Consider the following 25908-nt stretch of genomic DNA (forward strand, 5'->3'; position numbering starts at 1 on the left):
CTTAAGTCCTTTGACCGCTTTTGAAAGTGCTGGCGTTTCAGACATGGCAATGACCGCCTCTTCCGGCGTGGCGCAGGGCGCTGGCAGTGCAACCCCTGCCGGTCAGGCCGAACGCTCGCCGTTCTTGCGCACGACCGAGCTGCTGGCGCCCTACCAGCCGGCCAAGCCATTGATCACGCTGTCATTGGGCGAGCCACAGCACCCGGTACCCGACTTCGTCGGGCCGGTGCTGGCGAAACACATTGCTGAGTTCGGCCGCTATCCGCTCGCCAAAGGGATCGAGCCGTTCCGACGCGCCGCCGCCAACTGGCTTTCGACCCGATTCCAGCTTCCCCGCCCGATCGACCCCGAGCGCGAAATCCTGGTGCTGAACGGCAGTCGCGAAGGGCTGTTTTTCGCGGCGATCACCGCCGCCCGTTATGTTGGCCCGCGCAAGGGTAGACCCGCGATCCTGATGCCCAATCCATTCTATCCGGCCTATGGCGCGGGCGCCCGGGCCGCTGGTTGCGAACTGATCTACCTGCCGACCACGCTCGCCAACGGATTCCTGCCGGATCTCGATACGCTCGACGAGGCGACGCTGGCCCGAACCGTGGCGATGTTCATAGCCTCGCCCGCCAATCCGCAAGGCGCCGTCGCCTCGCGCGATTACTTCACGCGGCTGAAGGCCCTGGCCGACCGCTACGGCTTCATGATCCTGAGCGACGAGTGCTATTCGGAAATCTACACCAGGCAGGCGCCGGGCAGCGCCCTGGAATGCGCCGGGCCTGATTTCACCAACGTCGTTGCGTTCCAGTCGCTGTCGAAGCGCTCCAATCTACCCGGCATGCGCGTCGGCTTTGCCGCCGGGGATAACAAGTTCCTCGCTGCCTTTCACGAGTTGCGCAACGTCGCGGCGCCGCAGGTGCCGGTGCCGCTGCAACACGTCGCGGTCGCCGCCTATAGCGACGAGGCGCATGTCGAGGAGAACCGCAGGCTTTATCGCATCAAGTTCGATCTTGCCGATCAGATCTTGGGCAGCCGCTACGGCTATGTGCGGCCTGCCGGCGGCTTCTGCGTCTGGCTCGACGTATCCCAGCGCGGCGGCGACGAGGCGGCGGCGGTGAAGCTTTATCGGGATTCTGGCGTCCGTGTGATCCCCGGCAGCTATCTGTCGCGGCTGCAGCCCGACGGCTTCAATCCCGGCGCGGGCTACATCCGTCTCGCGCTGGTCTCAGACAGTGAATCAACGGCCGAGGCATTGCACCGGCTGGTCGAAATTCTGGATTAATCGCAGGGCCCCAATGAGCATGCCAGCGATCGAACGTGTCATTCCCCTGGTCGGTCATCTGCCGGTCTCGATCCGCGAGGCCCTGGCGCGGCGGCTGCGCGAGCTTGCCGGCCTCAGCCTCATCGCGCTGTCCGGCGTGGCGGCGGCGGCGCTGATGACGTGGTCGGTGCAGGACCCAAGCTTGAGCCACGCGACGTCGCGTCCGATCCGCAACGTTCTCGGCTACCCCGGCGCAATCGGCGCCGATCTGCTGATGCAGATTCTCGGCCTCGGCGCGATCATGCTGATCCTCCCCGTCGCAGTGTGGGGTTGGCGCATGCTGACCCATCGCGCCTTCGACCGCGAAGCGCTGCGCCTTGGTTGCTGGATTCTATCCACGGTGATCGCGGCTGGCTTTGCAAGCTGCTGGCCGCATGGCGGCGCGTGGGCACTGCCGACCGGGCTTGGCGGCGTCGTCGGCGACGCGCTGGTGCGTGCGCCCGCCGTCGTGCTCGGTCCGGCTGGTTTCACCTATCGTCTCGTGCTCGGCATCATCCTGTTTGCGGCGATGGCTGCGGCCTTTCTGTTTGCCAGCGGCTGGGGCTCGCGCCCGAAAGAGGAAGAGCTGACGCCGATCGAGGACGATGACGCGCCCTTCGTTGAAGAAGAGGATCGCAGTTCAGTGTCGCTCGGATGGGTGTACCACGCCCTGATGAGCGCAAAGGCTCGGCTCGGGTGGCTGATGGGCGTGGCCTACCGATCGCTGGTGTCGAGTTCGCCGCCGCCTCGCAAGTCCTCGTTCGAACGTCAGGAACCGAGCCTCGGCGGCCGCGCCGCACCGGCATTGGCCCCGCAGCAAGAGGAATTCGAGGACGAGGAAGAAGAGGAAGAGGAGGACGAGGAAGTCCCGGCCGCCCGCGCTCCGCGCAAGAAGCCTGCACCGCGCGCGGCGGCGAAGAAATCCGACAAGTTCGAACTCCCTTCAGTCTCGATGCTGACGGCGCCGAAGGCGTCGGACCGGCAGCCGCTCAGCAAGGCCGAACTGGAGGCCAATTCGCGCGCGCTGGAAGGCGTGCTCGGCGATTTCGGCGTCCGCGGCGAGATCGTCAAGGCCAATCCCGGCCCGGTCGTGACACTGTACGAACTCGAACCGGCGCCCGGCATCAAATCCTCGCGCGTCATCGGCCTTGCCGATGACATCGCCCGCTCGATGAGTGCGCTTTCGGCGCGCGTCGCCGTGGTTGCCGGCCGCAATGCCATCGGCATCGAGCTGCCGAATGCGCATCGCGAAAAAGTTTACCTGCGTGAATTGCTGACCACAAAGGACAGCAACGAGTCGACGGTGAAGTTGCCGCTCTGCCTTGGAAAAAATATCGGCGGCGAATCCATCATCATCGATCTGGCGCGCACGCCGCACATGCTGATCGCCGGCACCACCGGCTCCGGTAAATCAGTCGCCATCAACACCATGATCCTCAGCCTGGTCTATCGGCTGAGGCCGGATCAGTGCCGCCTGATCATGGTCGATCCCAAGATGCTCGAGCTCTCCGTCTATGACGGCATCCCGCATTTGCTGACGCCGGTCGTGACCGATCCGAAGAAGGCGGTGGTGGCGCTGAAATGGGCCGTGCGCGAGATGGAGGAGCGCTACAAGAAAATGGCCAAGCTCGGTGTGCGCAACATCGACGGCTATAACCAGCGCCTCGTCGAAGCCAAGGCCAAGGGCGAGGAGCTGACGCGCACGGTGCACACCGGCTTCGACAAGGAAACCGGGAAGGCGATCTATGAGGAAGAAAAGCTCGAGCTCGAGCCACTGCCCTATATCGTCATCATCGTCGACGAAATGGCCGACCTGATGATGGTGGCCGGCAAGGACATCGAAGGCGCGGTGCAGCGCCTGGCGCAGATGGCGCGCGCCGCCGGCCTGCACGTCATTCTCGCGACGCAGCGCCCGTCGGTCGACGTCATCACCGGCACCATCAAGGCTAACTTCCCGACCCGCATCGCATTCCAGGTCACGTCGAAAATCGACAGCCGCACCATTCTCGGCGAGATGGGCGCCGAGCAACTGCTCGGCCAGGGCGATATGCTTTATATGGCCGGCGGCGGTCGCATCAGCCGCGTGCATGGACCATTCGCTTCAGACGAGGAAGTCGAAAAAGTGGTGCGTCACCTCAAGACGCAAGGCGCACCCGAATATCTGGAAGCGGTCACTGCGGAGGAACCGAGCGAAGAAGACGGCGCGGTATTCGATTCCACCGGCATGGGCGGCGACGGTGGCGGCGATTTGTTCGCGCAGGCGGTTGCGATCGTCAAGCGCGACCGCAAGGCCTCGACGTCCTATATTCAGCGCCGGCTGCAAATCGGCTACAACCGCGCCGCTTCGCTGATGGAACGAATGGAACAGGAAGGCATCGTTGGGCAGGCGAATCACGCCGGCAAGCGCGAAATTCTGGTCGAGGAGGAAGAGGGCGGATTCTAAAGCGCCGAACGTGGATTCGGCGCAATTTTCACGGAAAAACGATATCTCCTTTGGTCGAAAGCGCGATAAACTGGCCGGCAGCGGGATGCCTCGTCGAATAGAGATCCGAAATATCTGATGACACAACACTCCACCCATCGCGGGCTGCGCTCCGGACTGGCCCTTTTGATCGCCACATCCATCGCCGGCTTCGCGACATCGGCTCTCTCGCAGACCGTGCCGGTTCCGAAGCCCGCGCCCAAGGCCCGCGACGGCAGCGTGCAGATGAGCGCGCAGGACAAGGTTCCGATGACCACCGGCGCCACCCAGGCGCCGCCGAATCCGGTGCTTCCGGACCCGCGCCGCAATGTTCCGGCCAATGTTTTTGCATCGTTCGATGCCAACCAGAAGGCGCAGGCCGCGCGGGTGAGTTCATATCTATCGTCGCTGCAGACGTTGGTCGGGAATTTCGTGCAAGTCGGCCCTGACGGCAGCAGGACCAAGGGCGATTTCTACATCCAGAAGCCGGGCAAGGTACGTTTCGAATATGACGACCCGAGTCCGATCGACATTATCGCCGACGGTTCATCGCTGGCCGTGCGCGATCGCAAGCTCGCGACCCAGGACATCTATCCGCTGTCGCAAACGCCGCTGCGTTTCCTGCTATCGGACCGGATCGATCTGTTGAAGGACACCAATGTCGTCAGCGTCACCGCCGATGACGTCTACATCAGCGTTACCATCGAGGAGAAGCAGGCCCTGATCGGCACCAGCCGGCTGATGCTGATGGTTGGCGTAAAGGACGGCCAGCTCAAGCAATGGACGGTGACCGACCCGCAGGGTTACGACACCACGGTTGCGGTCTACAATCTGGACTCGTCCAAGAAGGTCGATCCCGGTCTGTTCAAAATCGACTTCACCAACTACTTCACTCCGGCGAACTGAGCGACGCGCTTTCCTCCATTCTTTCTGTGGAGAGGAGGAAATGCGCGCCAGGAACCGTGGTAAGACACGGCTCCCATGCGTTTTTCCCTGACAACGTGGAATATCAATTCGGTGCGCCTGCGCATCGATATCGTCGCCAAATTCCTCAAATCGGCGCGACCGGATGTGTTGTGCCTGCAGGAAACCAAATGTATCGACGATGCTTTTCCGCTGAGGCGGTTCAAGCGTCTCGGCTATGAGCATGTCGCGCTGAACGGGCAGAAGGGCTATCATGGCGTCGCCATCGTCTCGAAACTGCCCTTCGACACCACCGATATCAGAACCTTCTGCGAAAAGATCGATTCGCGGCATATTTCGGTGGCTTTCGGCGAGAAGGCCCAGCTTGCAAAGCCACTGGTGCTGCACAATTTCTACGTTCCGGCCGGCGGCGACATTCCCGATCCCGCGCTCAATCCGAAGTTTGATCACAAGCTGAAATTTCTCGACGAGATGAAGGCCTGCGAACCGCTGCATCCGCGCGGTGATGACCGGCATATCCTGGTCGGCGACCTCAACGTTGCACCACATGAAAACGACGTGTGGTCGCACAAGCAGCTTCTGAAGGTCGTCTCGCACACGCCGATCGAATGCGAAAAGCTCCTGGCCGCGCAGACCCATGGCGAATGGTTCGACGTCGCGCGCGAGCGGATCCCGCTTTCGGAAAAAGTCTATACGTGGTGGAGCTACCGCGCCGCCGACTGGACGGTCGGCGACCGTGGTCGTCGGCTAGACCACATCTGGGTTTCCCGCGCACTGAAGGACGCTGTCAGCGATTTCAGGATCACCCGCGATGCGCGCGGCTGGGAGCGTCCATCGGACCACGTGCCTGTCACGGTGACGCTGGAGGTGTAAGGCCCGTCGCCCCTGCGACCCGTCTACGCCGAAGGCTTCGCCGGGGTGGGAGCGAGGGGCGCTGAAGCTTTAGCGAAGGCGGCACGCAGGGGCCTATAACCTCAAATGCCCAACTTGGCGCCCGCCATCAGGATATCGCTGGCGAGCTGGCTGGTGCGGGTGGCGAGTTCGTCGCGCAGGCGGCGCGCCGCGGCGGGGTCGCTTTCGAGCACGCGCTGAAACAAGCTGCGTGACACCCGGATGACGGAGGAATGATCTAGCGCGACCGCGCTGGACGGTCGCTTCATGGCCACGATCAGCGCCAATTCGCCGATCAGAGCCCCGGGGCCCGCAACGACTTCCGCGCCGCCGTCCTCGACGCGGAACGATCCGCGCTGAACGATGTAGCCTGCATCCGCGTCGTCGCCCGCATTGAACAGATAATCGCCGGGTGAGAAATCGCGCTGCTCCGAGCCGATCGCCAGCATGCGCAGCGCCGCCGTTCCCAACAGGCGTAATGTCGGGACCCGCTCAAGCAGGGCTACATCATCGTCGATCGACATGGACCGTTGACCGGGATGCGCGAAAATTACGAATCGTGGTTGCGAATCGTATCACGGCACCAGTTTGTAACCACCGGCTTCCGTCACCAGGATTTCCGGGTTGGCCGCATCTTTCTCGATCTTCTGCCTGAGACGGTAGATGTGGGTTTCCAGCGTGTGCGTGGTAACGCCCGAATTGTAGCCCCAGACTTCCTGCAGCAGAGTCTCGCGCGACACCGGCAATTGACCGGCGCGATACAGGAAGCGCAGGATCGCGGTTTCCTTCTCGGTCAGCCGCACCTTTCTGGCATTGGCGGCGGTCAGCATCTTGGAGCCGGGCCTGAAACTGTAGGGGCCGACGGAGAATACCGCGTCCTCGCTGGCCTCGTGCTGGCGGAGCTGCGCCCTGATTCGGGCGAGCAGGACGGCAAACCTGAACGGCTTGGCGACGTAGTCGTTGGCACCCGATTCGAGCCCCAAAATGGTGTCGGAGTCGGTGTCGTGTCCAGTCAGCATGATGATTGGCGCTTTGAAGCCGCCCTTGCGAAGGCTGCGCACGACCTCCCTTCCATCGGTATCGGGCAAGCCGACATCCATCAGCACCAGATCTGGGGAATTGGCTTTGGCGGCGCTGGCGCCTTTGGCGCCGGTATCGACTGCGGAGGCTTCGAATTCCTCATGCAGCGACAATTGCTCCACCAACGTATCGCGCAGATCGGTGTCGTCATCCACGATCAGGATCTTGCGGGCATTGGGCATAGGATACGATCCTCTTGAGGCAGGCGGCAGACACAAGCGAGAGCGTCTCAAAGCCGGGTCTTGGTCGATAAACAACCTGATTCGCGGGCAAACTTCACAAGCAAGCCGGGTTATCAGGCACTGATTCGCATTGAGGTAGGAGATTGTTACAGTTTCACAAGCCGAACCGCAGTCTATCCCAAATTTGAGGCACGTTTGGATGAATGTCCTGTAATGCCGCCAAATAGGGCAATTGAGGCAGGGCAAGCAACCTCAGGATTCGGGCATTCGCATGGAAAGTAACGCTATTTCAATCACTTATAAGACAGATGCGCGTGATCGGCCGTTGACTGCAATCCGGGTCCACAGGGCTGCCGGCGACCCCTGCCGGGGCTGGCTGACGGCGGACGGTTGGACCGTGCCGGTCGCACTTGGCCGCGGCGGCATCCTCGCCAACAAACGGGAGGGCGACGGCGGCACGCCGCGAGGCACCTATCATCCGCTGCAATTGTGGTGGCGCGCCGACCGCCATCCCAGGCCACGGACCTATCTGCCGGCCCGGCCGATCCGGCCCGAAGATGCCTGGTGCGAGGACCCGCAGGATCGCCGCTATAACCAGCCAATCCGTCTGGTCCAGGATCAGGCTGGTGACCGGCTGACGCGCGAGGATCACCTCTACGACTTCATCGTCGAAATCGATCACAACAGCGCGCCGCGAATTGCCGGCCGTGGCAGCGCCGTGTTCCTGCATCTGGCGCGGACCAATTTCTCGCCCACGGCGGGATGCGTCTCGATGACGAAATCCGCCATGCTGCGGCTGCTGCGGCGGATGGGACCGCAGACTAAAATCAAGATCGGCTGATGGAGAAGCAAAAACAATGCTCGACAGCAATGCAATAACGGCCGCGTCAAAGATCCTGCACGACCACTGGCGCGCCGGCACCAAATTTTCCGGCCTCGACAAATCGCTGCGGCCGCGCGACCGCATTGAAGCCTACGCGATCCAGGCAGGAATCGAAAAATGCTCGTCCGATGGCTTGTTCGGCTGGAAGATCGCGGCCACCAGCGAGGCCGGACAAAAGCACATCAACGTCGACGGCCCGATGGCTGGGCGCATTCTGGCCGAAACCGTCATCCCCGACGGCGGAATGGCTTCGATGGCAGGCAACAAAATGCGCGTCGCCGAACCCGAATTCGCCTTTCGCATGCGCGTGGATCTGCCGGCGCGCTCCACGCCCTATACAATGCAGCAGGTCCTCGATGCAGTCGACACGCTGCATCCGGCCATCGAAATTCCGGATTCGCGGTTTGAGAATTTCGTTACCGCCGGCGAAGCCCAACTCATCGCCGACAATGCATGTGCGCATCTGTTCGTGTTGGGGCCGGCGGCAACCGCCGACTGGCGTTCAATGGACCTCGTCGAGGAACGACCCATCATCACGATGCACGGCGAGAAATTCATTGGTCACGGCAAGAACGTGCTGGGCGATCCGCGCATTGCGCTCACCTGGCTCGCCAACGAACTGCGCCAGCTTGGCGTGACGCTGAAAGCCGGCCGCGTCGTCACCACCGGCACCTGTCACCCACCGCTGCCAATTCAGGCAGGCGATTTTTGCGCTGTCGATTTCGGCTTGCTCGGAAAAGTGTCGGTGGGGTTCGAATAACCGTTGCTCACAATCGATGTCGTCCTTGCGAACGCAGGGACCCATAACCACCATCGCTCATTGGTGCGAAAGGTAACTACTCCATCGCCTAACTGATAAGCCGCAGCGTATGGGTCCCTGCGTTCGCAGGGACGACGGCACAGACTTTTATCGCGCGCCAAAAATCGCCGAGCCGATGCGCACATGCGTCGCACCCATCTGGATCGCGACTGCAAAATCGGCGCTCATGCCCATCGACAGATTTTTCAGCCCGTTGCGCGCGGCGATCCTGGCCGTCAACGCGAAATGCGGTGCCGGCGCCTCGTTGACCGGCGGAATGCACATCAAGCCGGAAATGACCAGGCCGTATTTGTCGCGGCAGCTCGCGATAAAGACATCTGCCTCGCCGGGCGCGATGCCGGCCTTCTGCGGTTCCTCGCCGGTGTTGATCTGAACGAACAATTCCGGACGTTTGTTCTGCGAATTGATTTCCTTGGCGAGCGCTTCGCAGATGCTGGGACGGTCGACCGAGTGGATGGCATCGAACAGCGCGACGGCCTCCTTCGCCTTGTTGGATTGCAGCGGCCCAATCAGGTGCAACGCAGTTCCGGGATAGGCCGACACCAGCGCCGGCCATTTCGCTTTGGCCTCCTGCACGCGATTTTCGCCGAACACGCGCTGCCCGGCCTCGAGAACCGGCGAAATGGCTGCGGCGTCGAATGTCTTCGACACCGCGATCAGCGTCACCGATGCGCGCTCACGGCGCGCCTCCTTGCAGGCGCGCGCGATCTCTTGCTCCACCTGAGCAAGACCATTTGGTAAAGACTTGGTTAGCGGTGTCGGCATCTCTCTCGCGTCATGTCCTGAACATCATGTCCCGATCTCGGCCGAAAATTTTACGGCATTTCCTCTAATTTTACCAAGTTCGGGAAAGGCTTCTTGAACCCTTCACACTACCTTGCCGTGTGGGGGGCAGGATGTCTGGCGTTACTTTCAACCGCAAACGGGTCAAACTCAAGAAGCTTCTGGGAATCCGGGCGCGGCTTGCGCTGCTCGCCGTGATGCTGGTGGCGCCCTTGATGCTGGAACGGGTCCGTTCGCTCGAAGACGCGCGCGCCAAGCAGATCGCGATGGCTTCGGAGGAATACGCCAGCATTACGCTGCACACTGCGGAGACCCAGCGCGAGGTCGTCTCCTCGGTCGAAACCATGCTGAAATCGGCCGCTTATATCCGCGCCTCCAGCGGCATCGGGCGCAGTTGCGAAATCCTGCGCGCCAGTCTGCCGACCAACCTGCCCTGGATCCGCAGCATCATGATCGCCAGCAAGGAAGGCGTGGTGCAGTGCTCGACGCTGAACATGCTGGTGGGCCTCAACATCGGCGACCGTGACTATTTCCGAAAGGCACAACAGACCCGCGATTTCGTTTTCAGCGACTATCTGTTCGCCAGGGCAAGCAACCGGCCGATCCTGATGGCGGCCTATCCGGTAGCCGCAATCAATCCGGAAGAAGACGCCGTGGTGGTCGCCGGCATCAATCTGGACTGGATGTCGAAGATCATGGCCAAGCTCGGCGGACGGCCGGGCATTTCGGCGCTGCTGGTCGACGGCGCCGGCGTCGTGCTGGCCGCGCCGGCGGAGGAGGCCAGCATGATTGGCCAGCCGCTCAACAACGTGCCGCTGCTGACGGCCATCGCTCACAAGGCACTCGTTTCCGACACCCCGATGGGTTCGCTTTCCTTCACCGCAGCCGACGGGTCGCAACGCGCGATCAGCTTCGCGCGCATTCCCGGCACGCAGTCCCGCCTGATCGTGAGCATCGACGAGGCCAAAATCACGGCGGCGATCAACCGCGATATCCGCACCGCCTATCTGCAGCTCGGACTAGTCTGCCTGTTCGTGCTCCTCGGCGCGCTGGTCGGCGCGGAAAAGCTCATCATCAACCCGATCGAAGTCATGACCGGCATGGCCAGACGATTCGGCGAAGGCGACTGGTCGGCCCGCGTCTCGCACAGCCGCCTGCCGTCGGAGTTCATGCCGCTGGCCCGCGCCTTCAACGCGATGGCGGCGCAACTCGGCCAGCGTGAACGCGAGCTCGTTGCCACCAACGACCGGCTCACCGTGATGGCCTCGATCGACATGCTCTCCGGCCTCGCCAACCGGCGCGGCTTCCAGAGCCGGCTCGATTTCGAATGGATGAAGGCGCAACAATATCATAGCGAGCTGTCGCTGCTGATGATCGATGTAGATCACTTCAAGCTCTACAACGACACCTATGGCCACCCGGAAGGCGACGCCTGCCTCACCCGGATCGGCGAAGCGCTGGCCGGCATCGCCGCCGACAATCTGGGCTTTGCCGGGCGCTATGGCGGCGAGGAGTTCTGCCTGCTGCTGCCGAACACCAGCCCGCAGAAAGCACTCGAGATCGGCGAAACCGTGCGCGCCACTGTTCAAGGGCTCGGCCTGCCGCACATCACCTCCAGCCACCGCACCGTCACCGTCAGCGTCGGCGTTGCCGCGACGCTTCCGAACGACGGCCAAACCCCCGGCGAGCTGATCGAGGCGGCGGATGCCGCCCTCTACGCCGCCAAACACCGCGGGCGAAATACCGTTGTCGAGCACGGCTTTGCAAAGCTGGTGGACGAGGCGGGGATCGCGCTGGCCGGGTGAGCGGACGCTCCACGCCATCGGTTAAAGCGCCCCACCCCACCGCCCCAACCCGTTGACCCCGCAGCCGCTTTTGTGGCCTAGTCCGCCGTCCTCTGGACGGGACCCGAATCCACAAAAAGCCCTGCGATTCCATGACCTCCGAACGTTACAACGCCCGTGATTCCGAGCCGCGCTGGCAACGCCAGTGGGACGAAAAGGCGATCTTCGCCTCGAAAAACGACGATCCGCGGCCGAAATACTACGTGCTCGAGATGTTCCCCTACCCGTCCGGGCGCATCCATATCGGGCATGTCCGGAACTACACGCTGGGCGACGTGCTGGCCCGCTTCATGCGCGCCAAGGGTTTCAACGTGCTGCACCCGATGGGCTGGGACGCCTTCGGACTGCCGGCCGAGAATGCCGCGATCGAACGCAAGGTCGCGCCCAAGGCCTGGACCTACGACAATATCGCCGCGATGAAGAAGCAGTTGCGGTCGATCGGCCTGTCGCTTGACTGGTCACGCGAATTCGCGACCTGCGATCCCGCCTATTACAAGCATCAGCAGAAGATGTTTCTGGATTTCTTGCGCGCCGGTCTCGCCGAGCGCGAGAAGCGCAAGATCAACTGGGATCCGGTCGACATGACCGTGCTCGCCAACGAGCAGGTGATCGACGGCCGCGGCTGGCGCTCCGGCGCCGTCGTCGAGCAGCGCGAAATGAACCAGTGGGTCTTCAAGATCACGAAGTACTCGCAGGAACTCTTGGACGCGCTGGACGGGCTGGACCGCTGGCCCGACAAGGTGCGGCTGATGCAGCGCAACTGGATCGGCCGCTCAGAAGGTCTGCTGATCCGCTTCGCGCTCGATCCCGCGACGACGCCGGCCGGTGAGACAGAGCTGAAGATATTTACGACGCGGCCCGACACGCTGTTCGGCGCAAAATTCATGGCGATCTCGGCCGATCATCCGCTAGCCCAGGCGGCGGCAGCGAAGAATCCAAAGCTCGCCGAGTTCATTGCAGACGTGAAGCGAATCGGCACCGCGCAGGAGATCATCGACACCGCCGAGAAGCAGGGTTTTGATACCGGCATCAAGGCCGTCCACCCGTTCGATCCGAATTGGAAGCTGCCGGTCTATGTCGCGAACTTCGTGCTGATGGAGTACGGCACCGGCGCCATCTTCGGCTGCCCCGCGCACGACCAGCGCGACCTCGATTTCGTCAACAAGTACAATCTCGGAAATACGCCGGTCGTCTGCCCGGAAGGCCAGGACCCGAAAAGTTTCGTCATCACCGACACCGCCTATGACGGCGACGGCCGCATGATCAATTCCCGCTTCCTCGATGGCATGACCATCGAGCAGGCCAAGGAGGAGATTGCGAAACGGCTGGAAAATGAGACGCGCGGCAACGCGGCCGTCGGCGAGCGGCAAGTGAACTTCCGCCTGCGTGACTGGGGCATTTCACGCCAGCGCTATTGGGGCTGCCCGATCCCGGTGATCCATTGCCCGAAATGCGACGTGGTGCCGGTACCGGACGACCAATTGCCGGTGACGCTGCCGGAGGACGCGACCTTCGACAAACCCGGCAATGCGCTCGACCATCATCCGACCTGGAAGCACGTCATCTGCCCCAAATGCGGCGGCAAGGCGCAGCGTGAAACCGACACCATGGACACATTCGTGGATTCGTCCTGGTATTTTGCGCGCTTCACCGATCCCTGGAACGAGAGGTCGCCGACCACGCCCGATGTCGCCAACCGGATGATGCCGGTCGACCAGTATATCGGCGGCGTCGAGCACGCGATCCTGCATCTGCTCTATAGCCGCTTCTTCACCCGCGCGATGAAGGCAACCGGCCATATCGACATGAAGGAGCCGTTCGCCGGCATGTTCACGCAGGGCATGGTGGTGCACGAGACCTATCAGAAGGCTGACGGCACTTACGTGACGCCGGCCGAGGTGAAGGTCGAAATGGTCGGCAGCGAGCGCCGCGCCACCATGATCTATGGCGACGAGCCGGTGACGATCGGCCCGATCGAGAAGATGTCGAAGTCGAAAAAGAACACCGTCGATCCCGACGACATCATCGCGACCTACGGCGCCGACGTCGCGCGCTGGTTCATGCTGTCGGACTCGCCTCCGGATCGCGACGTGATTTGGAGCGACGAGCGCGTGCAGGGTGCGTCACGCTTCGTGCAGCGGCTGTGGCGGCTGGTGAACGAGTCAGCGGAGATCGCCAAGGTGGCCCCGGCCGCGCGGCCGGCTTCGTTCGGGGCGGGTGCGCTTGGCTTGCGCAAGGCAGCCCATGGCGCGCTGGACAAGGTGTCGTCCGGGATCGAGCGGCTGCATTTCAATGTCTGCCTTGCTCATATCCGTGAATTCACCAACGCGCTGGCCGAGGTGCTGGGCCGTGAGGGCAAGCCGACGCCGGATCTGGCCTGGTCCGTCCGGGAAGCCGCAATCATCTTGGCTCAATTGTTCGCGCCGATGATGCCGCATCTGGCCGAGGAGTGCTGGCAGGTTCTGGGGCAGTCCGGGCTGATTTCGGAGGCCAACTGGCCCCAAATCGAACGCGATCTGCTGGTTGAAGACACCGTGACACTGGTGGTCCAGGTCAATGGCAAGAAGCGGGGTGATGTTACCGTGCCACGGGTCGCCCAAAATCCGGAAATTGAGGCTGCCGTTTTGGCTCTCGATGCGGTAAAACTCGCCCTCGGCGGCAAGACCGTCCGCAAGGTAATCGTAGTTCCCATGAGGATCGTGAATGTCGTTGGCTAGGACCCGGATCGCCGTTCGGCTCATCGCCGTCGCCGCTCTGGCGGCGCTCACAGCGGGCTGTTTCCAGCCGATGTATGCCGAACGCTCCGACGGCAAGCCCGGCTTGCGCGAGAAGCTGATGGGCGTGGAAATCCCGCCGGTCGATAAGCCGAATGCTTCCCGCGAAGCGAGGATCCAGGTGGAGATCCGCAACGCGCTGGCGTTCAAGCTCTACGGCAACGCCACCGGCATGCCGCCGACCCACCGGCTGGTGCTACGATTTAACACCAGCCGCTCTTCGCTGATTCTCGATCCGGCCACCGCCCTGCCGTCGAGCGAAAACTACGGCATCGACGCACAGTACAATCTGATCGACCTCGCCACCAACAAGTCGGTCATGACGGGCACCACGTTCTCCCGCGTGTCCTACGACGTCCCCGGCCAGTTGCAGCGCTTCGCCCGCGCCCGCGCCTTCCGCGACGCCGAGGACCGCGCCGCCAACGAGATCGCGGAAAACATCCAGACTCGGCTCGCGTCCTACTTCTACGCCGGCACCTGACAACGATCGTCATTCCGGGGCGCGCGAAGCGCGAACCCGGAATCCCGTTCCGACAATCTCCAGATTCCGGGTCTGAGGCCTTTGCCCGCATCCCGGAATGACGAATGAAGGTCCGTCGTGGTCGCGCTCCGCGGAAAAGACATCGACGCCTTTCTCGCCCGGCCTGATGCCGGCCGCCCCATCATCCTGCTATACGGTCCCGACGCCGGTCTCGTGCGCGAACGCGCCGACGCGCTGATTGCATCGGCAGTCGACGATCCCAATGATCCGTTTTCGCTGGTGCGGCTCGACGGCGACGAGCTGGCCGCCGAGCCATCGCGGCTGGTCGACGAGGCCATGACGATCCCGATGTTCGGCGGCCGCCGCGCTATTCGCGTGCGCGCCGGCTCGCGCAGTTTTGCCAGCGGCGTCGATACGCTGGCCGATTCAGCCGTGAAGGATTGCCGCATCGTGATCGAGGCCGGCGAATTGCGGCCGGAATCGCCGCTGCGCAAGGCCTGCGAGCGCGCCAAGACCGCGGTCGCCATCGCCTGCTATCCCGACACCGAGCGTGACCTCGCCAGGCTGATCGACGAGGAGCTGCGGACGTCCAATTTGCGCATCGCCGCCGATGCCCGCGCGGTGCTGATGTCGCTGCTCGGCGGCGACCGCCAAGCCTCCCGCAACGAGCTTCGCAAGCTCGCGCTCTATTCGCACGGCAAGGGCGAGATAGCGCTCGACGACGTCATGACCGTCGTCTCCGACGCCTCCGAGCTGAAGCTCGATCCGATCGTGGACGGCGCCTTTGCCGGCAAGCCGGACGTCGTCGAAAGCGAGTTCGCCAAGGCGATGGTTGCCGGCACCTATCCCGGCGTGATCATCTCGGCCGCACAGCGCCAGGCGGCATGGTTGCACAAATCGGCGCTTGCGGTTGCTGACGGAACGCCCGTCTCCAGCCTGCTCGAGGGCGGCTATCCGCGCCTGCACTTCTCGCGAAAGGGCGCCGTCGAAATTGCGCTGCGAAATTTCAGCGCGGCGCGGCTGGCGGGGATCATCGATCAGCTCGGAACGGCCGCGCTCGATATGCGCAAGCAGGCCTCGCTGGCATCAGCGATCGCGCTGCGCACGCTGCTCTCGATCGCGGCGAATGCGAAGCGGCGGGGGTGAGTAGCTTTCGCGACAACTCTCAGCGTCGTCCCTGCGAAAGCAGGGACCCATAGCCACAGGATTGCGTAGTTTGGCTCGATGGAGCCCCAGCTTACCCAACCCGATTCATCGGTGATTATGGGTCCCGGGTCGCGCTTCGCTTGCCCGGGACGACGGCGACATTAGCTCCCCTTTTCCAGCCTTCGCATCACTTCGTCGAGCTGTTCGAGGTTGCGGTAGCTGATCTGGACGGAGCCGCCGGGATCGCGGTGGTTGACGGTGACGTTCAGGCCGAGCGCATCGGAAACGCGCTTCTCCAGCGCGATGGTGTCGGGATCCTTTGTCTTGCCGCCGCCGCTGCGCGCCTTCTGCGGCTTACGCTCCGGCACGCCCTCTTCATGGGCAAGCGCCTCGGTCTGACGCACGTTGAGGCCTTCGGCGACGATGCGCTTGGCGGCCGCCAGCGGATCGGGCACGCCGATCAGCGCGCGGGCGTGTCCCGCCGACAATTCGCCGCTCGCGATAAGGGCCTGCACCTCCGCCGGCAGCTTTGTCAGCCGCATCATGTTGGCGACATGGCTGCGGCTCTTGCCGACTTCCCTGGCGATGTCTTCCTGGCTCCGTTTGAATTCGTCGGCCAGCGCGTGATAACCTTGCGCCTCTTCCATCGCATTGAGGTCTTCGCGCTGCACGTTCTCGATGATCATGATCTCGAGTGCGTCGCTGTCGCTGACATCGATGGGAACGATCGGCACCTCGTGCAAGCTGGCGAGCTGCGCCGCCCGCCAGCGCCGTTCGCCAGCGATGATCTCATAGCGGTCCTGGGCGCCCTTCACCGGACGGACCACGATCGGCTGGATCACGCCGTGCTGCTTGACCGAGCTGGCGAGCTCGCCGAGTTCGGTGTCGGAAAAGGTCCGGCGCGGGTTGCGCGGATTCGGCTTCAAAAACTCGATCGGCACCTTGCGCTGATTGCGCGGCCGTTCGGTGTGCGCGGTCTCGCCACCGACATCCCCGATCAGACTTGCGAGGCCACGGCCCAGTCGCGAACCTGTTTTGTCGGCCATCGCCGCCAACTCCTTAGACTGCACTCAACTACTCCGGAACAGAATTTGGTTGATCTTGCCGTCATTCCGGGGCGCGTCGTCAGACGCGAACCCGGAATCTCGAGATGAGAGTCGCTTCGCCATCTCGAGATTCCGGATCAATCCGCTCGCGCGGATTGTCCGGAATGACACTGCCGAAACTAATGCGTCCGCAGATCGCGCTCGCGCTGGATCACTTCGGTCGCGAGCTTCAGGTAGGCTTCGCTGCCGACGCATTTGAGATCGTAGACCAGCACCGGCTTGCCGTAGGACGGCGCTTCGGAGATGCGCACGTTGCGCGGAATCATGGTGTCGTAGACCTTGCCGCCCATGAACTGCCGGACGTCGGCGACCACCTGGTTCGACAAATTGTTGCGGGAGTCGAACATGGTCAGCACGATGCCGTGGATCGACAGGTTCGGGTTGAGCGTCGAGCGCACCTGCTCCACCGTCTGCAGCAATTGCGACAGACCTTCGAGCGCGAAGAACTCACACTGCAGCGGCACCAGGATCGCATCCGATGCCGCCATCGCGTTGACCGTGAGAAGGTTGAGCGAGGGCGGGCAATCGATCAATACATAGGTGTAGTCGGTATCCGGCGCGGCGTTCTTGTTCAGCGCCGCGATCGCGTTGCGCAACCGGAACGCGCGGCCGGGCGTCGTGCCGAGTTCGAGTTCGAGGCCCGACAGGTCCATGGTGGAGGAGGCGATGTGCAGCCGTGGCACTGCGGTTGCCACCACAGCATCGCGCAGTGGCGCTTCGCCGATCAGCACGTCATAGATCGAGCAGCTGCGGTTGCGGCGATCAATGCCGAGACCGGTGGAGGCGTTGCCCTGCGGATCGAGATCGACGATCAGCACACGCTCGCCAATCGCCGCGAGCGCGGTGCCAAGGTTAATCGCTGTGGTTGTCTTTCCCACGCCGCCTTTCTGATTGGCCAGCGACAGGATGCGTGGATGGGGCGGTGGAGTTTCGTCCCTATCGGCTTGATATAACTCGTCTAATTCGCTCATGCCCGATCGCCATGTGTGATCGCGGAGGAGTTGCGCCGCTCGATCCGATCGAGTTCGACGATCCAGCCGCGCCCGCCCGTGCGGCTGGAATAGAGTCGCGGTTCAATATTCCAATATATAGCGGCCTCAGTCAATTCAGCCTCTACATCTTGGCCCTTGAGAAACAAAGCTTTAGCGCCATTGCTCACGAACGGCTCCGCGAAGCCGACAAGCTGATGTAATGGAGCCAGCGCCCGCGCAGTGACGCAATCGACGCGGCTACCGATTCTATCCACAATATCCCCGATTCCTGCCAAATGCACGGTTGCCGCTGCAGAAGTTATGCGCACGGCCTCGCGGAGAAACGCGGCTTTCTTGGCGTTACGCTCGACCAACTGGACATCGGCGTCCGGCGTCCCCGCTAGGGCGCAAGCCAGCACGACGCCCGGAAAGCCGCCGCCGCTGCCGAGGTCTACCCAGATCTTCGCCGATGGCGCGAGGTCCAGAAGCTGAAGTGAGTCGGCGATGTGCCGCGTCCAGAGGTGGGGAAGCGTGGAGGGCGCGACGAGATTGGTCTTGGCCTGCCACTCCAGAAGCAAGGCGACGTATCGATCGAGCCGCTCCACCGTCTGAGGTGAGACGGGCGTGAGTGCGAGCGCCTCCGCCTTGTCTGCGGCTAAGGGGAGATTTGCCGGTTGGATTTTGCTCATGGCTGAAGGTGCTCGCTGACGGTCGGCCATTGGACGAGCGGATCATCCGCCGCCCGGCCGAGACGATGCAATCGCCTGCCCGTTTCACGTGAAACAGATTCTTTACGCTGTCGCTCGCGAATTTTTCCGCCGCGCCTCGCGACGAAGATAGGCCGCCAAAATGCCCAGCGCCGCCGGCGTCAACCCATCGAGCCGACCCGCCTGCCCCACCGTTCGCGGCCGTGCCGCCTCGAGCTTGGCCCGCGCCTCGTTCGAGAGTCCCGGCACATCGGCGTAGACGATATCGGTCAGGGCCAGACCTTCGTCCCGCCGGAAGGCGTCGACGTCAGCCGTCTGGCGCTTGAGGTAGACGTTATACTTGGCGTCGATCTCAAGGTGGACGGCGATGGCCGGATCGATGCTCGACAACTCTGGCCAGATGCCGCGCAACGCCGACCACTCGATTTCCGGATAGGCCAGCAACTCAAAAGCCGAACGGCGATGACCATCCCGATTGAGCGCTAGGCCATGCTTGGCCGCTTCGTTGGGAGTTATCGTCAGCGACTTGGCAAGCGCCTTTGCCGAAGCCAGCGCAGCCATCTTCTCCTGATGCCGCTGCGTGCGCGCCGAACCGACGCAGCCCAGGGCGATCCCCTTATCGGTCAGCCGCTGATCCGCGTTGTCAGCCCGCAGGGTCAAACGGTATTCGGCCCGCGAAGTGAACATGCGGTACGGCTCGGCGATGCCGCGGGTCACGAGGTCATCGATCATCACGCCGAGATAGCCATCGGCCCGATCGAACACGACCGGATCGGCGCCGCTCGCCGCCAAGGCCGCGTTGAGGCCGGCCACGATCCCTTGCGCCGCCGCCTCTTCATATCCTGTCGTCCCGTTGATCTGTCCGGCGAGGAAGAGACCCGGCACCCGCCTGGTCTGCAGCGTCGGCTCGAGTTCGCGGGGATCGACATGGTCGTATTCGATGGCATAGCCCGGCCGGACCATCCTGACGCGCTCAAGCCCTGGAATGCTGGCGAGGATGGCGAGCTGAACCTCCTCCGGCAGCGAGGTGGAGATGCCGTTGGGATAGACCGTGGCGTCGTCGAGACCCTCCGGCTCCAGGAAGATCTGATGGCCTTCGCGGTCGCCGAACTTAACGATCTTGTCCTCGATCGAGGGGCAGTAGCGTGGACCGCTGCTTTTGATCTGACCGGAATACATCGGCGAGCGATGCACATTGGCCCGGATCACGTCGTGGGTCGCAGGCGTTGTCCGGGTGATCCCGCATTGAATCTGCGGCGTCGTGATCCGGTCGGTCATGACCGAGAACGGCTCCGGCGGATCGTCGCCGGGCTGCATTTCGACCGCGGACCAGTCGATGGTGGTGCCATCGAGTCGCGGCGGCGTGCCGGTCTTCAGACGTCCGAGCGTAAATCCGGCGCGCTCGAACGAGGCCGAAAGCCCCATCGCCGGCGCCTCCCCGACCCGGCCAGCCGGCCAGTTCTTTTCACCGAGATGGATCAGACCCCGGAGAAACGTTCCGGTGGTGATGACGACGGCACCGGCACTCAACCGCCGCCCATCGCCCAGACGAATGCCGATAACGCGACCGTTCGAAACGATCAGTTCGTCGGCCTCGCCTTCGACCACGCTGAGATTGGCGGTCTCCAGGATCGCAGTCTGCATGGCGGCGGCATAAAGCTTTCGGTCTGCCTGGGCGCGGGGACCGCGAACCGCTGGACCCTTCCGGCGGTTCAGCATCCGAAACTGAATGCCTCCGGCGTCGGCGACCCGGCCCATCAGGCCATCCAGCGCATCGACTTCGCGAACCAGATGACCCTTGCCGAGACCGCCAATGGCGGGATTGCAGGACATCGCTCCGACCGTCGCAAACCGGTGCGTCACCAGCGCCGTCTTCGCCCCCATCCGGGCAGCCGCACTCGCGGCCTCGCAGCCGGCGTGGCCGCCGCCGATAACAATGACGTCGAAGGAGTCTGCCTGGGAAATCATGGCGGCGTTCTATCCCCAAGTCGCAAAACCGGGAAGCAGAAGTTTGCTAAGCATTTGTTTCACGTGAAACGCCGGGTTCCGAACTCGACCTGTTTCACGTGAAACATGGGTAAGGAAACGTTACTTACCTACACAGAATTCCCGGAAGATCACGTCGAGGATGTCCTCAACATCGACCCGCCCAAGTAATCGTCCGAGCGAATAGGCCGCGGCCCGCAACTCCTCCGCGGCCAGCTCTTCGCCCTCTTCGATGACTAAGACGCAGCGACGCAACGCCTCCACCGTCTCCTGCAACAGCTTCCGCTGCCGGGTCCGGCCGATCAGGCCACCCTCGCCGCTCCCCAAATAGATCTGCGCAAACCCGACCACCGCCGCGATCAGCTCCGGCAGGCCATCGCCGCGGCTGGCCGAGATCCGGAAAACCCGGTCACCGGACGACTCGGCCACTGGCCGATCCTCCCCATCGAGATCGATCTTGTTGCGTATCAGCCAGACCGGTGCGGTGGTCTCGCCCTCCCCTTCACTCTCGGCGTCCGGCGAGTCCGCCAGCCACAGCACGAGGTCCGCATCGGCCGCCCGGGCACGGGCGCGGCGAACGCCCTCCTGCTCCACCGGATCATCGGTCGCGCGAATGCCCGCGGTGTCGATCACCGTCACCGGATAGCCATCGAGGTCGAGCTGCACCTCGATGACGTCGCGCGTCGTGCCGGCATGCGGCGACACGATCGCGACCTCGCGGCGCGCAAGCTGATTCATCAGCGTCGACTTGCCAACGTTCGGCGGTCCGGCAATCGCGACGACCAGGCCATCACGAAGGCGTTCGCTGCGCCCCTGCCCCGCAAGGGCTTCCTCGATCTCCGTCAGCAGCGCTTTGACCTTCGCCAGCGCCGGCGCGATCAATTCCGCCGGCACGTCACCCTCGTCAAAGAAATCGATCCCGGCTTCGATCAAGGCTGATGCCTCGATGATCCGCGCGCGCCAGTCGCGCGCCTTGTCGCCGAGCAATCCCTTCAACTGGCGCAGCGCCTGGCGACGCTGCCTGTCGGTGTCGGCGTGAATAAGATCGTCGAGACCTTCGGCTTCGGTGAGATCGAGCTTGCCGTTCTCGAACGCGCGCCGGGTGAATTCACCGGGCTCGGCCGGGCGAACATCGTCGAATCCGGACAGCGTCGCGAACAACGCCGCCAGCACCGCGCGTCCGCCATGGACATGAAATTCAGCGACGTCTTCCCCCGTCGCACTGGCCGGACCCGGAAACCACAGCACCACGGCATCGTCGATCGGCCGCTGGCCGAGATCTCGAAGCAGGACGTGGGTGGCTTTACGCGGCGACGGCAATTTGCCGGCCAGCGCCGTCACCACCTTCTCGGCCTGTGGGCCCGAGACGCGCACCATCGCAATCGCGCTTGGCGGTTGGCCCGACGATAAAGCAAAGATGGTCTGGTCCCGTGGATGCATGGCCTATTTGTCCGGGAGGTCCGGAAAAGGCAACGCGATTCCGCGGTGGGCGGCAAGGCGAGGTACTTTGCATGGGGTTGTTTTCGCGATTTTGTGTCCGGGCGTCCCGGAGGAAAACAAACCGGATAAAATTCAACGGCTTATATGGTTAACCAATCGATAACGCCGGACTTCTGACCTTGGCGGCATGAAAAAGGGCGCCCCGCGATGCGAGGCGCCCTCCCCTGACCTGGCCTCGTCGTGGCTCAGGTATTCATGGAGTCGAAGAACTCGGAATTGTTCTTGGTGTTGCGGAGCTTGTCGAGCAGGAAGTCGATCGCGTCCATGGTGCCCATCGGATTGAGGATCCGGCGCAGCACGTACATCTTCTTCAGGAGCTGCGGATCGGTGATCAGCTCTTCCTTGCGCGTGCCGGAGCGCGAGATGTCGATCGCCGGGAAGGTCCGCTTGTCCGACACCTTGCGGTCGAGGATCAGTTCGGAGTTACCGGTGCCCTTGAATTCTTCGAAGATGACTTCGTCCATGCGGCTGCCGGTATCGACCAGCGCGGTGGCGATGATCGTGAGCGAACCGCCCTCCTCGATGTTGCGCGCGGCGCCGAAGAATCGCTTCGGCCGCTGCAGCGCGTTGGCGTCGACGCCGCCGGTCAGCACCTTGCCCGATGACGGCACCACGGTGTTGTAGGCGCGGCCGAGACGCGTGATCGAGTCGAGCAGGATCACGACGTCCCGGCCGTGCTCGACCAGGCGCTTGGCCTTCTCTATCACCATTTCGGCGACCTGAACGTGGCGCACCGCCGGTTCGTCGAACGTCGACGACACCACCTCGCCCTTCACCGAGCGCTGCATGTCCGTGACTTCTTCCGGACGCTCGTCGATCAGAAGCACGATCAGATAGCACTCCGGATGATTGGCCGTGATGGAGTGCGCGATGTTCTGCATCAGCACGGTTTTGCCGGTGCGCGGCGGCGCCACGATCAGCGCGCGCTGGCCCTTGCCGATCGGGGCGACGATATCGATCACCCTTGCGGAAAGGTCTTTTCGCGTCGGGTCTTCGAGTTCGAGACGGAAGCGCTGATCCGGAAATAGCGGCGTCAAATTGTCGAAATTGACCTTGTGCTTGGACTTTTCCGGATCTTCGAAATTGAGCGTGTTGACTTTCAGCAGCGCGAAATAACGTTCGCCTTCTTTCGGGCTGCGGATGTGGCCTTCGATGGTGTCGCCGGTGCGGAGTCCGAAGCGGCGGATCTGCGATGGCGAGACGTAGATATCGTCGGGGCCGGGCAGGTAGTTGGCGTCGGGCGAGCGCAGAAAGCCGAAGCCGTCGGAGAGAACCTCGACGACGCCTTCGCCGATAATGTCGATTTCCTGGATCGCGAGCTGCTTGAGAATGGCGAACATCAGCTCCTGCTTGCGCATGGTGCTGGCGTTCTCGACCCCGCTCTCTTCGGCGAACGTAACGAGCTCGGCCGGCGTTTTCGATTTGAGGTCTTGGAGTTTCATTTCCCGCATTGGGGTGGTCCTGTGGAGTGTCTTTTAAGAAGGGTGCGAAGCTGGCTTTGGGGAAAGCCGGACACGAAAAATGGAAGGTCCGCAGGTCTAAGCAAGGAAAGCGCCGGTGAGGCTTCAAACCTGATGCGGCGGCCGGTCCAATGAAGGAGCCGGAACGCAGCCACATCCGCCTGCGTGGGGTGGGATTTCGATAATATAGAAAATCGGCCGCCGCTTCGCAAGCAGGCGAGAAACCGACCGACCCACGAAAAGGCGCCCTAGAACGGCTTCACGATCACCAGGATGACAATGAAGATCATCAGGATTGTCGGTACCTCATTGATAATGCGATAGAATTTCTTGTTTCTGGTGTTCCGGTCAGCGGCGAAATCCTTAACCCAGCGGGAAAAAAAGCCATGGACACCCGACAGGATGAGCACCAGCGTCAGTTTGGCGTGAAACCAGCCGGACATGTACCAATGTCCGCTCCAGGCCATATAGAGTCCGGCCAGCCAAGTGATGATCATCGCGGGGTTGATGATCACCTTCAGCAGCCGCCACTCCATCACTTTGAAGGTTTCGGACTGCTTCGATCCAACCTCGGCTTCGCAATGGTAGACGAACAGCCGCGGCAGATAGAGCATGCCGGCCATCCACGAGATGACGGCAATCACATGCAGCGCCTTGATCCACGGGTAGGCCGTGATCGTGATCCACTCGTACATTGCAGCCGCCCTGATCTCCGGAACGTTCCGATCTTCTCAAGCGTTGCGAAGAAGCTCCGCCAGCGTGGGACGCAAGACATATCCGCAAAGCACCGCTTCTCTAAACTAATAATTTTAGAATCTTAGGTTTGAGTCTTAGTGACGGTGATTTGGACTCATACAAAATCGTCCAGCCTCTTTGCGGGGCTTGTTCACATCCATCACCAATTCGGGCCAGACACCGGATCGTCCTGATAACACCACGTGCATCAATCGCTTGCGATGTTTTGTGGTCAGCTTATGAAGAGACAAATCCACAGCTTCTCACTATCATTGCCGCGAGGCGTTGGACTTGTCCTCGCGTGAGGCCCTGTGAAGAAACCAAGGGTTTTCCCGAAGGCGACGATCCAGGGCCGGACATCTCGGTTATGCTCCACAGGATTCACAGGAATACACAGGGGTTCTGGTGCCCACGACCGGCAACTATTTTCATCTTCATCTGGTTTCGGACTCGACCGGCGAGACGCTGATCACGGTGGCGCGCGCGGTCGCCGCGCAATACGCCAACGTGACGGCGGTCGAACATGTCTATCCGCTGGTGCGTAGCCAGAAGCAGCTCGACCGCGTGCTTGACGAGATCGAGGAAGCACCGGGCATCGTGCTCTTCACGTTGCTGGAAAAGGATCTGGTCGCCCGGCTGGAAGCCAAGTGCAGGAACATCAACATACCGAGCCTCTCCATCATTGGTCCGGTGATGCAGTTGTTCGAGGCCTATCTGGGCGCGGCGACGACGGGCAGGGTAGGCGCCCAGCACGTTCTGAACGCGGAATATTTCAAGCGCATCGACGCCCTGAACTATACCATGATGCATGATGACGGGCAGCACGTCGAAGGCCTGGAAGAGGCGGATGTCGTTCTCGTCGGCGTATCCCGCACCTCGAAGACGCCGACTTCGATCTATCTCGCCAACCGCGGCGTCCGCACCGCGAACGTGCCGCTGGTCCCGGGCATTCCGCTGCCGCACCAACTGGAGACACTGAAAAAGCCACTGGTCGTCAGCCTTCATGCGACGCCGGAGCGGTTGATCCAGGTCCGGCAAAATCGCCTGCTGAGCATGGGCGCCGACACCCCCAATGATGATTACATCGATCGTCAGGCAGTGGCCGATGAAGTAGCCTATGCCCGTAAACTGAGCGCCAGGTTCAGTTGGGCGCAGCTCGACGTGACACGGCGTTCGATCGAGGAAACCGCGGCGGCGGTGCTAAAATTGTTCACCGATCGCCAGCGGCAGCGGCTTCCTGAATGACGCAGCCAAGATGACCATTTGGCGTGGCCAACATCCGCTGATTCTCGCTTCGCAGAGCCGCGCGCGGCAAATGCTGCTTGCCAATGCCGGCATTTCCTTCGACGCCGTTCCTGCCGATATCGACGAACGATCCGTGCAGAAGAACTCAGGCCTTTCCGCGCCCGGTGAAATCGCGGGCCTCCTGGCGCGCGAGAAGGCGTGTTTCGTATCGTCGAAAAATCCCGGTCGTTATGTCGTCGGCGCCGATCAGACGCTGGCTTTGGCAAGCCGGCTATTCAGCAAGCCGGCTGGGCGCGCGCAGGCCGCAGAGCAATTGCGGCTGCTTGCCGGCCAGACGCACGAGCTGCACTCCGCCGTTGCGGTTGCCCATGACGGCAAGCTAGTGTTTTCCGACGTCAGCATTGCCAGAATGACGATGCGTCGTATGGCCAATATCGAGATCGAGGGCTATCTGGACTGGGTCGGAGAGGCGGTAACCACCAGCGTCGGTGCCTATCAACTCGAAGGGCTAGGCGTGCATCTGTTCGAACGGATCGAGGGCGACCATTTTACGATCCTCGGCCTGCCGCTATTGCCGCTATTGGCATTCCTGCGCGGCGAGGGCTTGCTCAATGTCTAGAATCATTACTCTGGCAATGGCG

22 protein-coding genes are annotated in these 25908 nt (G+C 62.4%); 12 read left to right on the top strand and 10 right to left on the bottom strand.

Going from position 1 to position 25908, the window contains the following annotated elements; translation table 11 throughout:
• Positions 1-43: 43 nt before the first annotated feature.
• The 4 genes from LMTR3_RS17480 to LMTR3_RS17495 all read left to right on the top strand — a co-directional run bounded on the left by LMTR3_RS17480 (position 44) and on the right by LMTR3_RS17495 (position 5546).
• Positions 44-1270: an aminotransferase class I/II-fold pyridoxal phosphate-dependent enzyme gene (locus tag LMTR3_RS17480; protein WP_065746306.1), complete on the top strand. Its 1227-nt coding sequence runs from the start codon at positions 44-46 to the stop codon at positions 1268-1270.
• Positions 1271-1283: 13 nt separating this feature from the next.
• Positions 1284-3731 carry a DNA translocase FtsK gene (locus LMTR3_RS17485; protein ID WP_065746307.1) on the top strand — a complete coding sequence of 816 codons (2448 nt, stop codon included), beginning with the start codon at positions 1284-1286 and terminating at the stop codon, positions 3729-3731.
• A 117-nt stretch (positions 3732-3848) separates the two neighbouring features.
• The gene (locus LMTR3_RS17490; protein WP_141686663.1) at positions 3849-4655 is read left to right on the top strand and encodes an outer membrane lipoprotein carrier protein LolA; all 807 of its coding nucleotides are present in this window, start codon (positions 3849-3851) and stop codon (positions 4653-4655) included.
• Between the two features lie 75 nt (positions 4656-4730).
• Entirely contained in the window at positions 4731-5546 is an 816-nt protein-coding gene (locus LMTR3_RS17495; RefSeq protein ID WP_065746308.1) for an exodeoxyribonuclease III, read from the top strand.
• A 101-nt stretch (positions 5547-5647) separates the two neighbouring features.
• On the opposite strand, the gene LMTR3_RS17500 is transcribed toward LMTR3_RS17495, so the two are convergent.
• Together LMTR3_RS17500 and LMTR3_RS17505 are read right to left on the bottom strand one after the other, a co-directional pair.
• Positions 5648-6088: a cyclic nucleotide-binding domain-containing protein gene (locus LMTR3_RS17500; RefSeq protein WP_065746309.1), complete on the bottom strand. Its 441-nt coding sequence runs from the start codon at positions 6086-6088 to the stop codon at positions 5648-5650.
• Between the two features lie 51 nt (positions 6089-6139).
• On the bottom strand, positions 6140-6826 hold the full coding sequence (locus tag LMTR3_RS17505) for a response regulator transcription factor (protein ID WP_028348340.1): 687 nt from the start codon (positions 6824-6826) through the stop codon (positions 6140-6142).
• A 271-nt stretch (positions 6827-7097) separates the two neighbouring features.
• Between LMTR3_RS17505 and LMTR3_RS17510 the strand changes: the two genes are divergently transcribed.
• Positions 7098-7667, top strand: coding sequence for a L,D-transpeptidase family protein (locus LMTR3_RS17510; RefSeq protein WP_065746310.1), 570 nt, complete (start codon positions 7098-7100; stop codon positions 7665-7667).
• Between the two features lie 16 nt (positions 7668-7683).
• The gene (locus tag LMTR3_RS17515) at positions 7684-8469 is read left to right on the top strand and encodes a 2-keto-4-pentenoate hydratase (RefSeq protein WP_065746311.1); all 786 of its coding nucleotides are present in this window, start codon (positions 7684-7686) and stop codon (positions 8467-8469) included.
• Between the two features lie 147 nt (positions 8470-8616).
• Here the strand turns inward: LMTR3_RS17515 and LMTR3_RS17520 are convergent, their stop codons facing one another.
• A complete protein-coding gene (locus LMTR3_RS17520) occupies positions 8617-9294 on the bottom strand; it encodes a YggS family pyridoxal phosphate-dependent enzyme (protein ID WP_065746312.1) in 678 nt (225 codons plus the stop codon).
• Between the two features lie 131 nt (positions 9295-9425).
• Between LMTR3_RS17520 and LMTR3_RS17525 the strand changes: the two genes are divergently transcribed.
• The 4 genes from LMTR3_RS17525 to holA all read left to right on the top strand — a co-directional run bounded on the left by LMTR3_RS17525 (position 9426) and on the right by holA (position 15557).
• Positions 9426-11117: a diguanylate cyclase domain-containing protein gene (locus LMTR3_RS17525; RefSeq protein ID WP_065746313.1), complete on the top strand. Its 1692-nt coding sequence runs from the start codon at positions 9426-9428 to the stop codon at positions 11115-11117.
• A 131-nt stretch (positions 11118-11248) separates the two neighbouring features.
• The gene (leuS, locus tag LMTR3_RS17530) at positions 11249-13873 is read left to right on the top strand and encodes a leucine--tRNA ligase (protein ID WP_065746314.1); all 2625 of its coding nucleotides are present in this window, start codon (positions 11249-11251) and stop codon (positions 13871-13873) included.
• Positions 13860-14411 (top strand): LPS assembly lipoprotein LptE, encoded by a 552-nt coding sequence (lptE, locus tag LMTR3_RS17535; RefSeq protein WP_065746315.1) that lies wholly within the window; start codon positions 13860-13862, stop codon positions 14409-14411. Before leuS ends, lptE begins: the two co-directional genes overlap by 14 nt.
• 117 nt (positions 14412-14528) lie before the next feature.
• A complete protein-coding gene (holA, locus tag LMTR3_RS17540) occupies positions 14529-15557 on the top strand; it encodes a DNA polymerase III subunit delta (RefSeq protein WP_065746316.1) in 1029 nt (342 codons plus the stop codon).
• A gap of 161 nt (positions 15558-15718) precedes the next feature.
• Here the strand turns inward: holA and LMTR3_RS17545 are convergent, their stop codons facing one another.
• The 7 genes from LMTR3_RS17545 to hemJ form a co-directional block, all read right to left on the bottom strand.
• Positions 15719-16603, bottom strand: a complete 885-nt coding sequence (locus LMTR3_RS17545; RefSeq protein WP_065746742.1) for a ParB/RepB/Spo0J family partition protein — start codon at positions 16601-16603, stop codon at positions 15719-15721.
• 179 nt (positions 16604-16782) lie between these two features.
• The gene (locus LMTR3_RS17550; protein WP_065746317.1) at positions 16783-17634 is read right to left on the bottom strand and encodes a ParA family protein; all 852 of its coding nucleotides are present in this window, start codon (positions 17632-17634) and stop codon (positions 16783-16785) included.
• Positions 17631-18323, bottom strand: coding sequence for a 16S rRNA (guanine(527)-N(7))-methyltransferase RsmG (rsmG, locus tag LMTR3_RS17555; protein ID WP_065746318.1), 693 nt, complete (start codon positions 18321-18323; stop codon positions 17631-17633). The genes LMTR3_RS17550 and rsmG overlap by 4 nt, the downstream gene beginning before the upstream one ends.
• Positions 18324-18425: 102 nt before the next feature.
• On the bottom strand, positions 18426-20309 hold the full coding sequence (mnmG, locus tag LMTR3_RS17560; protein ID WP_065746319.1) for a tRNA uridine-5-carboxymethylaminomethyl(34) synthesis enzyme MnmG: 1884 nt from the start codon (positions 20307-20309) through the stop codon (positions 18426-18428).
• Between the two features lie 120 nt (positions 20310-20429).
• The gene (gene mnmE, locus LMTR3_RS17565) at positions 20430-21767 is read right to left on the bottom strand and encodes a tRNA uridine-5-carboxymethylaminomethyl(34) synthesis GTPase MnmE (protein WP_065746320.1); all 1338 of its coding nucleotides are present in this window, start codon (positions 21765-21767) and stop codon (positions 20430-20432) included.
• A gap of 245 nt (positions 21768-22012) precedes the next feature.
• Complete coding sequence (gene rho, locus LMTR3_RS17570) at positions 22013-23278, bottom strand: transcription termination factor Rho (protein ID WP_057834504.1); 1266 nt, start codon at positions 23276-23278, stop codon at positions 22013-22015.
• A gap of 257 nt (positions 23279-23535) precedes the next feature.
• Positions 23536-23982 (bottom strand): protoporphyrinogen oxidase HemJ, encoded by a 447-nt coding sequence (gene hemJ / locus LMTR3_RS17575; RefSeq protein ID WP_065746321.1) that lies wholly within the window; start codon positions 23980-23982, stop codon positions 23536-23538.
• Positions 23983-24427: 445 nt separating this feature from the next.
• Between hemJ and LMTR3_RS17580 the strand changes: the two genes are divergently transcribed.
• Positions 24428-25267 carry a pyruvate, water dikinase regulatory protein gene (locus tag LMTR3_RS17580; RefSeq protein ID WP_065746322.1) on the top strand — a complete coding sequence of 280 codons (840 nt, stop codon included), beginning with the start codon at positions 24428-24430 and terminating at the stop codon, positions 25265-25267.
• A gap of 10 nt (positions 25268-25277) precedes the next feature.
• A complete protein-coding gene (locus LMTR3_RS17585) occupies positions 25278-25886 on the top strand; it encodes a Maf family protein (protein WP_065746323.1) in 609 nt (202 codons plus the stop codon).
• Positions 25887-25908 lie beyond the last annotated feature (22 nt).

Origin of the sequence: Bradyrhizobium sp. LMTR 3, from assembly GCF_001693485.1 — a bacterium.
Lineage (GTDB): Bacteria > Pseudomonadota > Alphaproteobacteria > Rhizobiales > Xanthobacteraceae > Bradyrhizobium.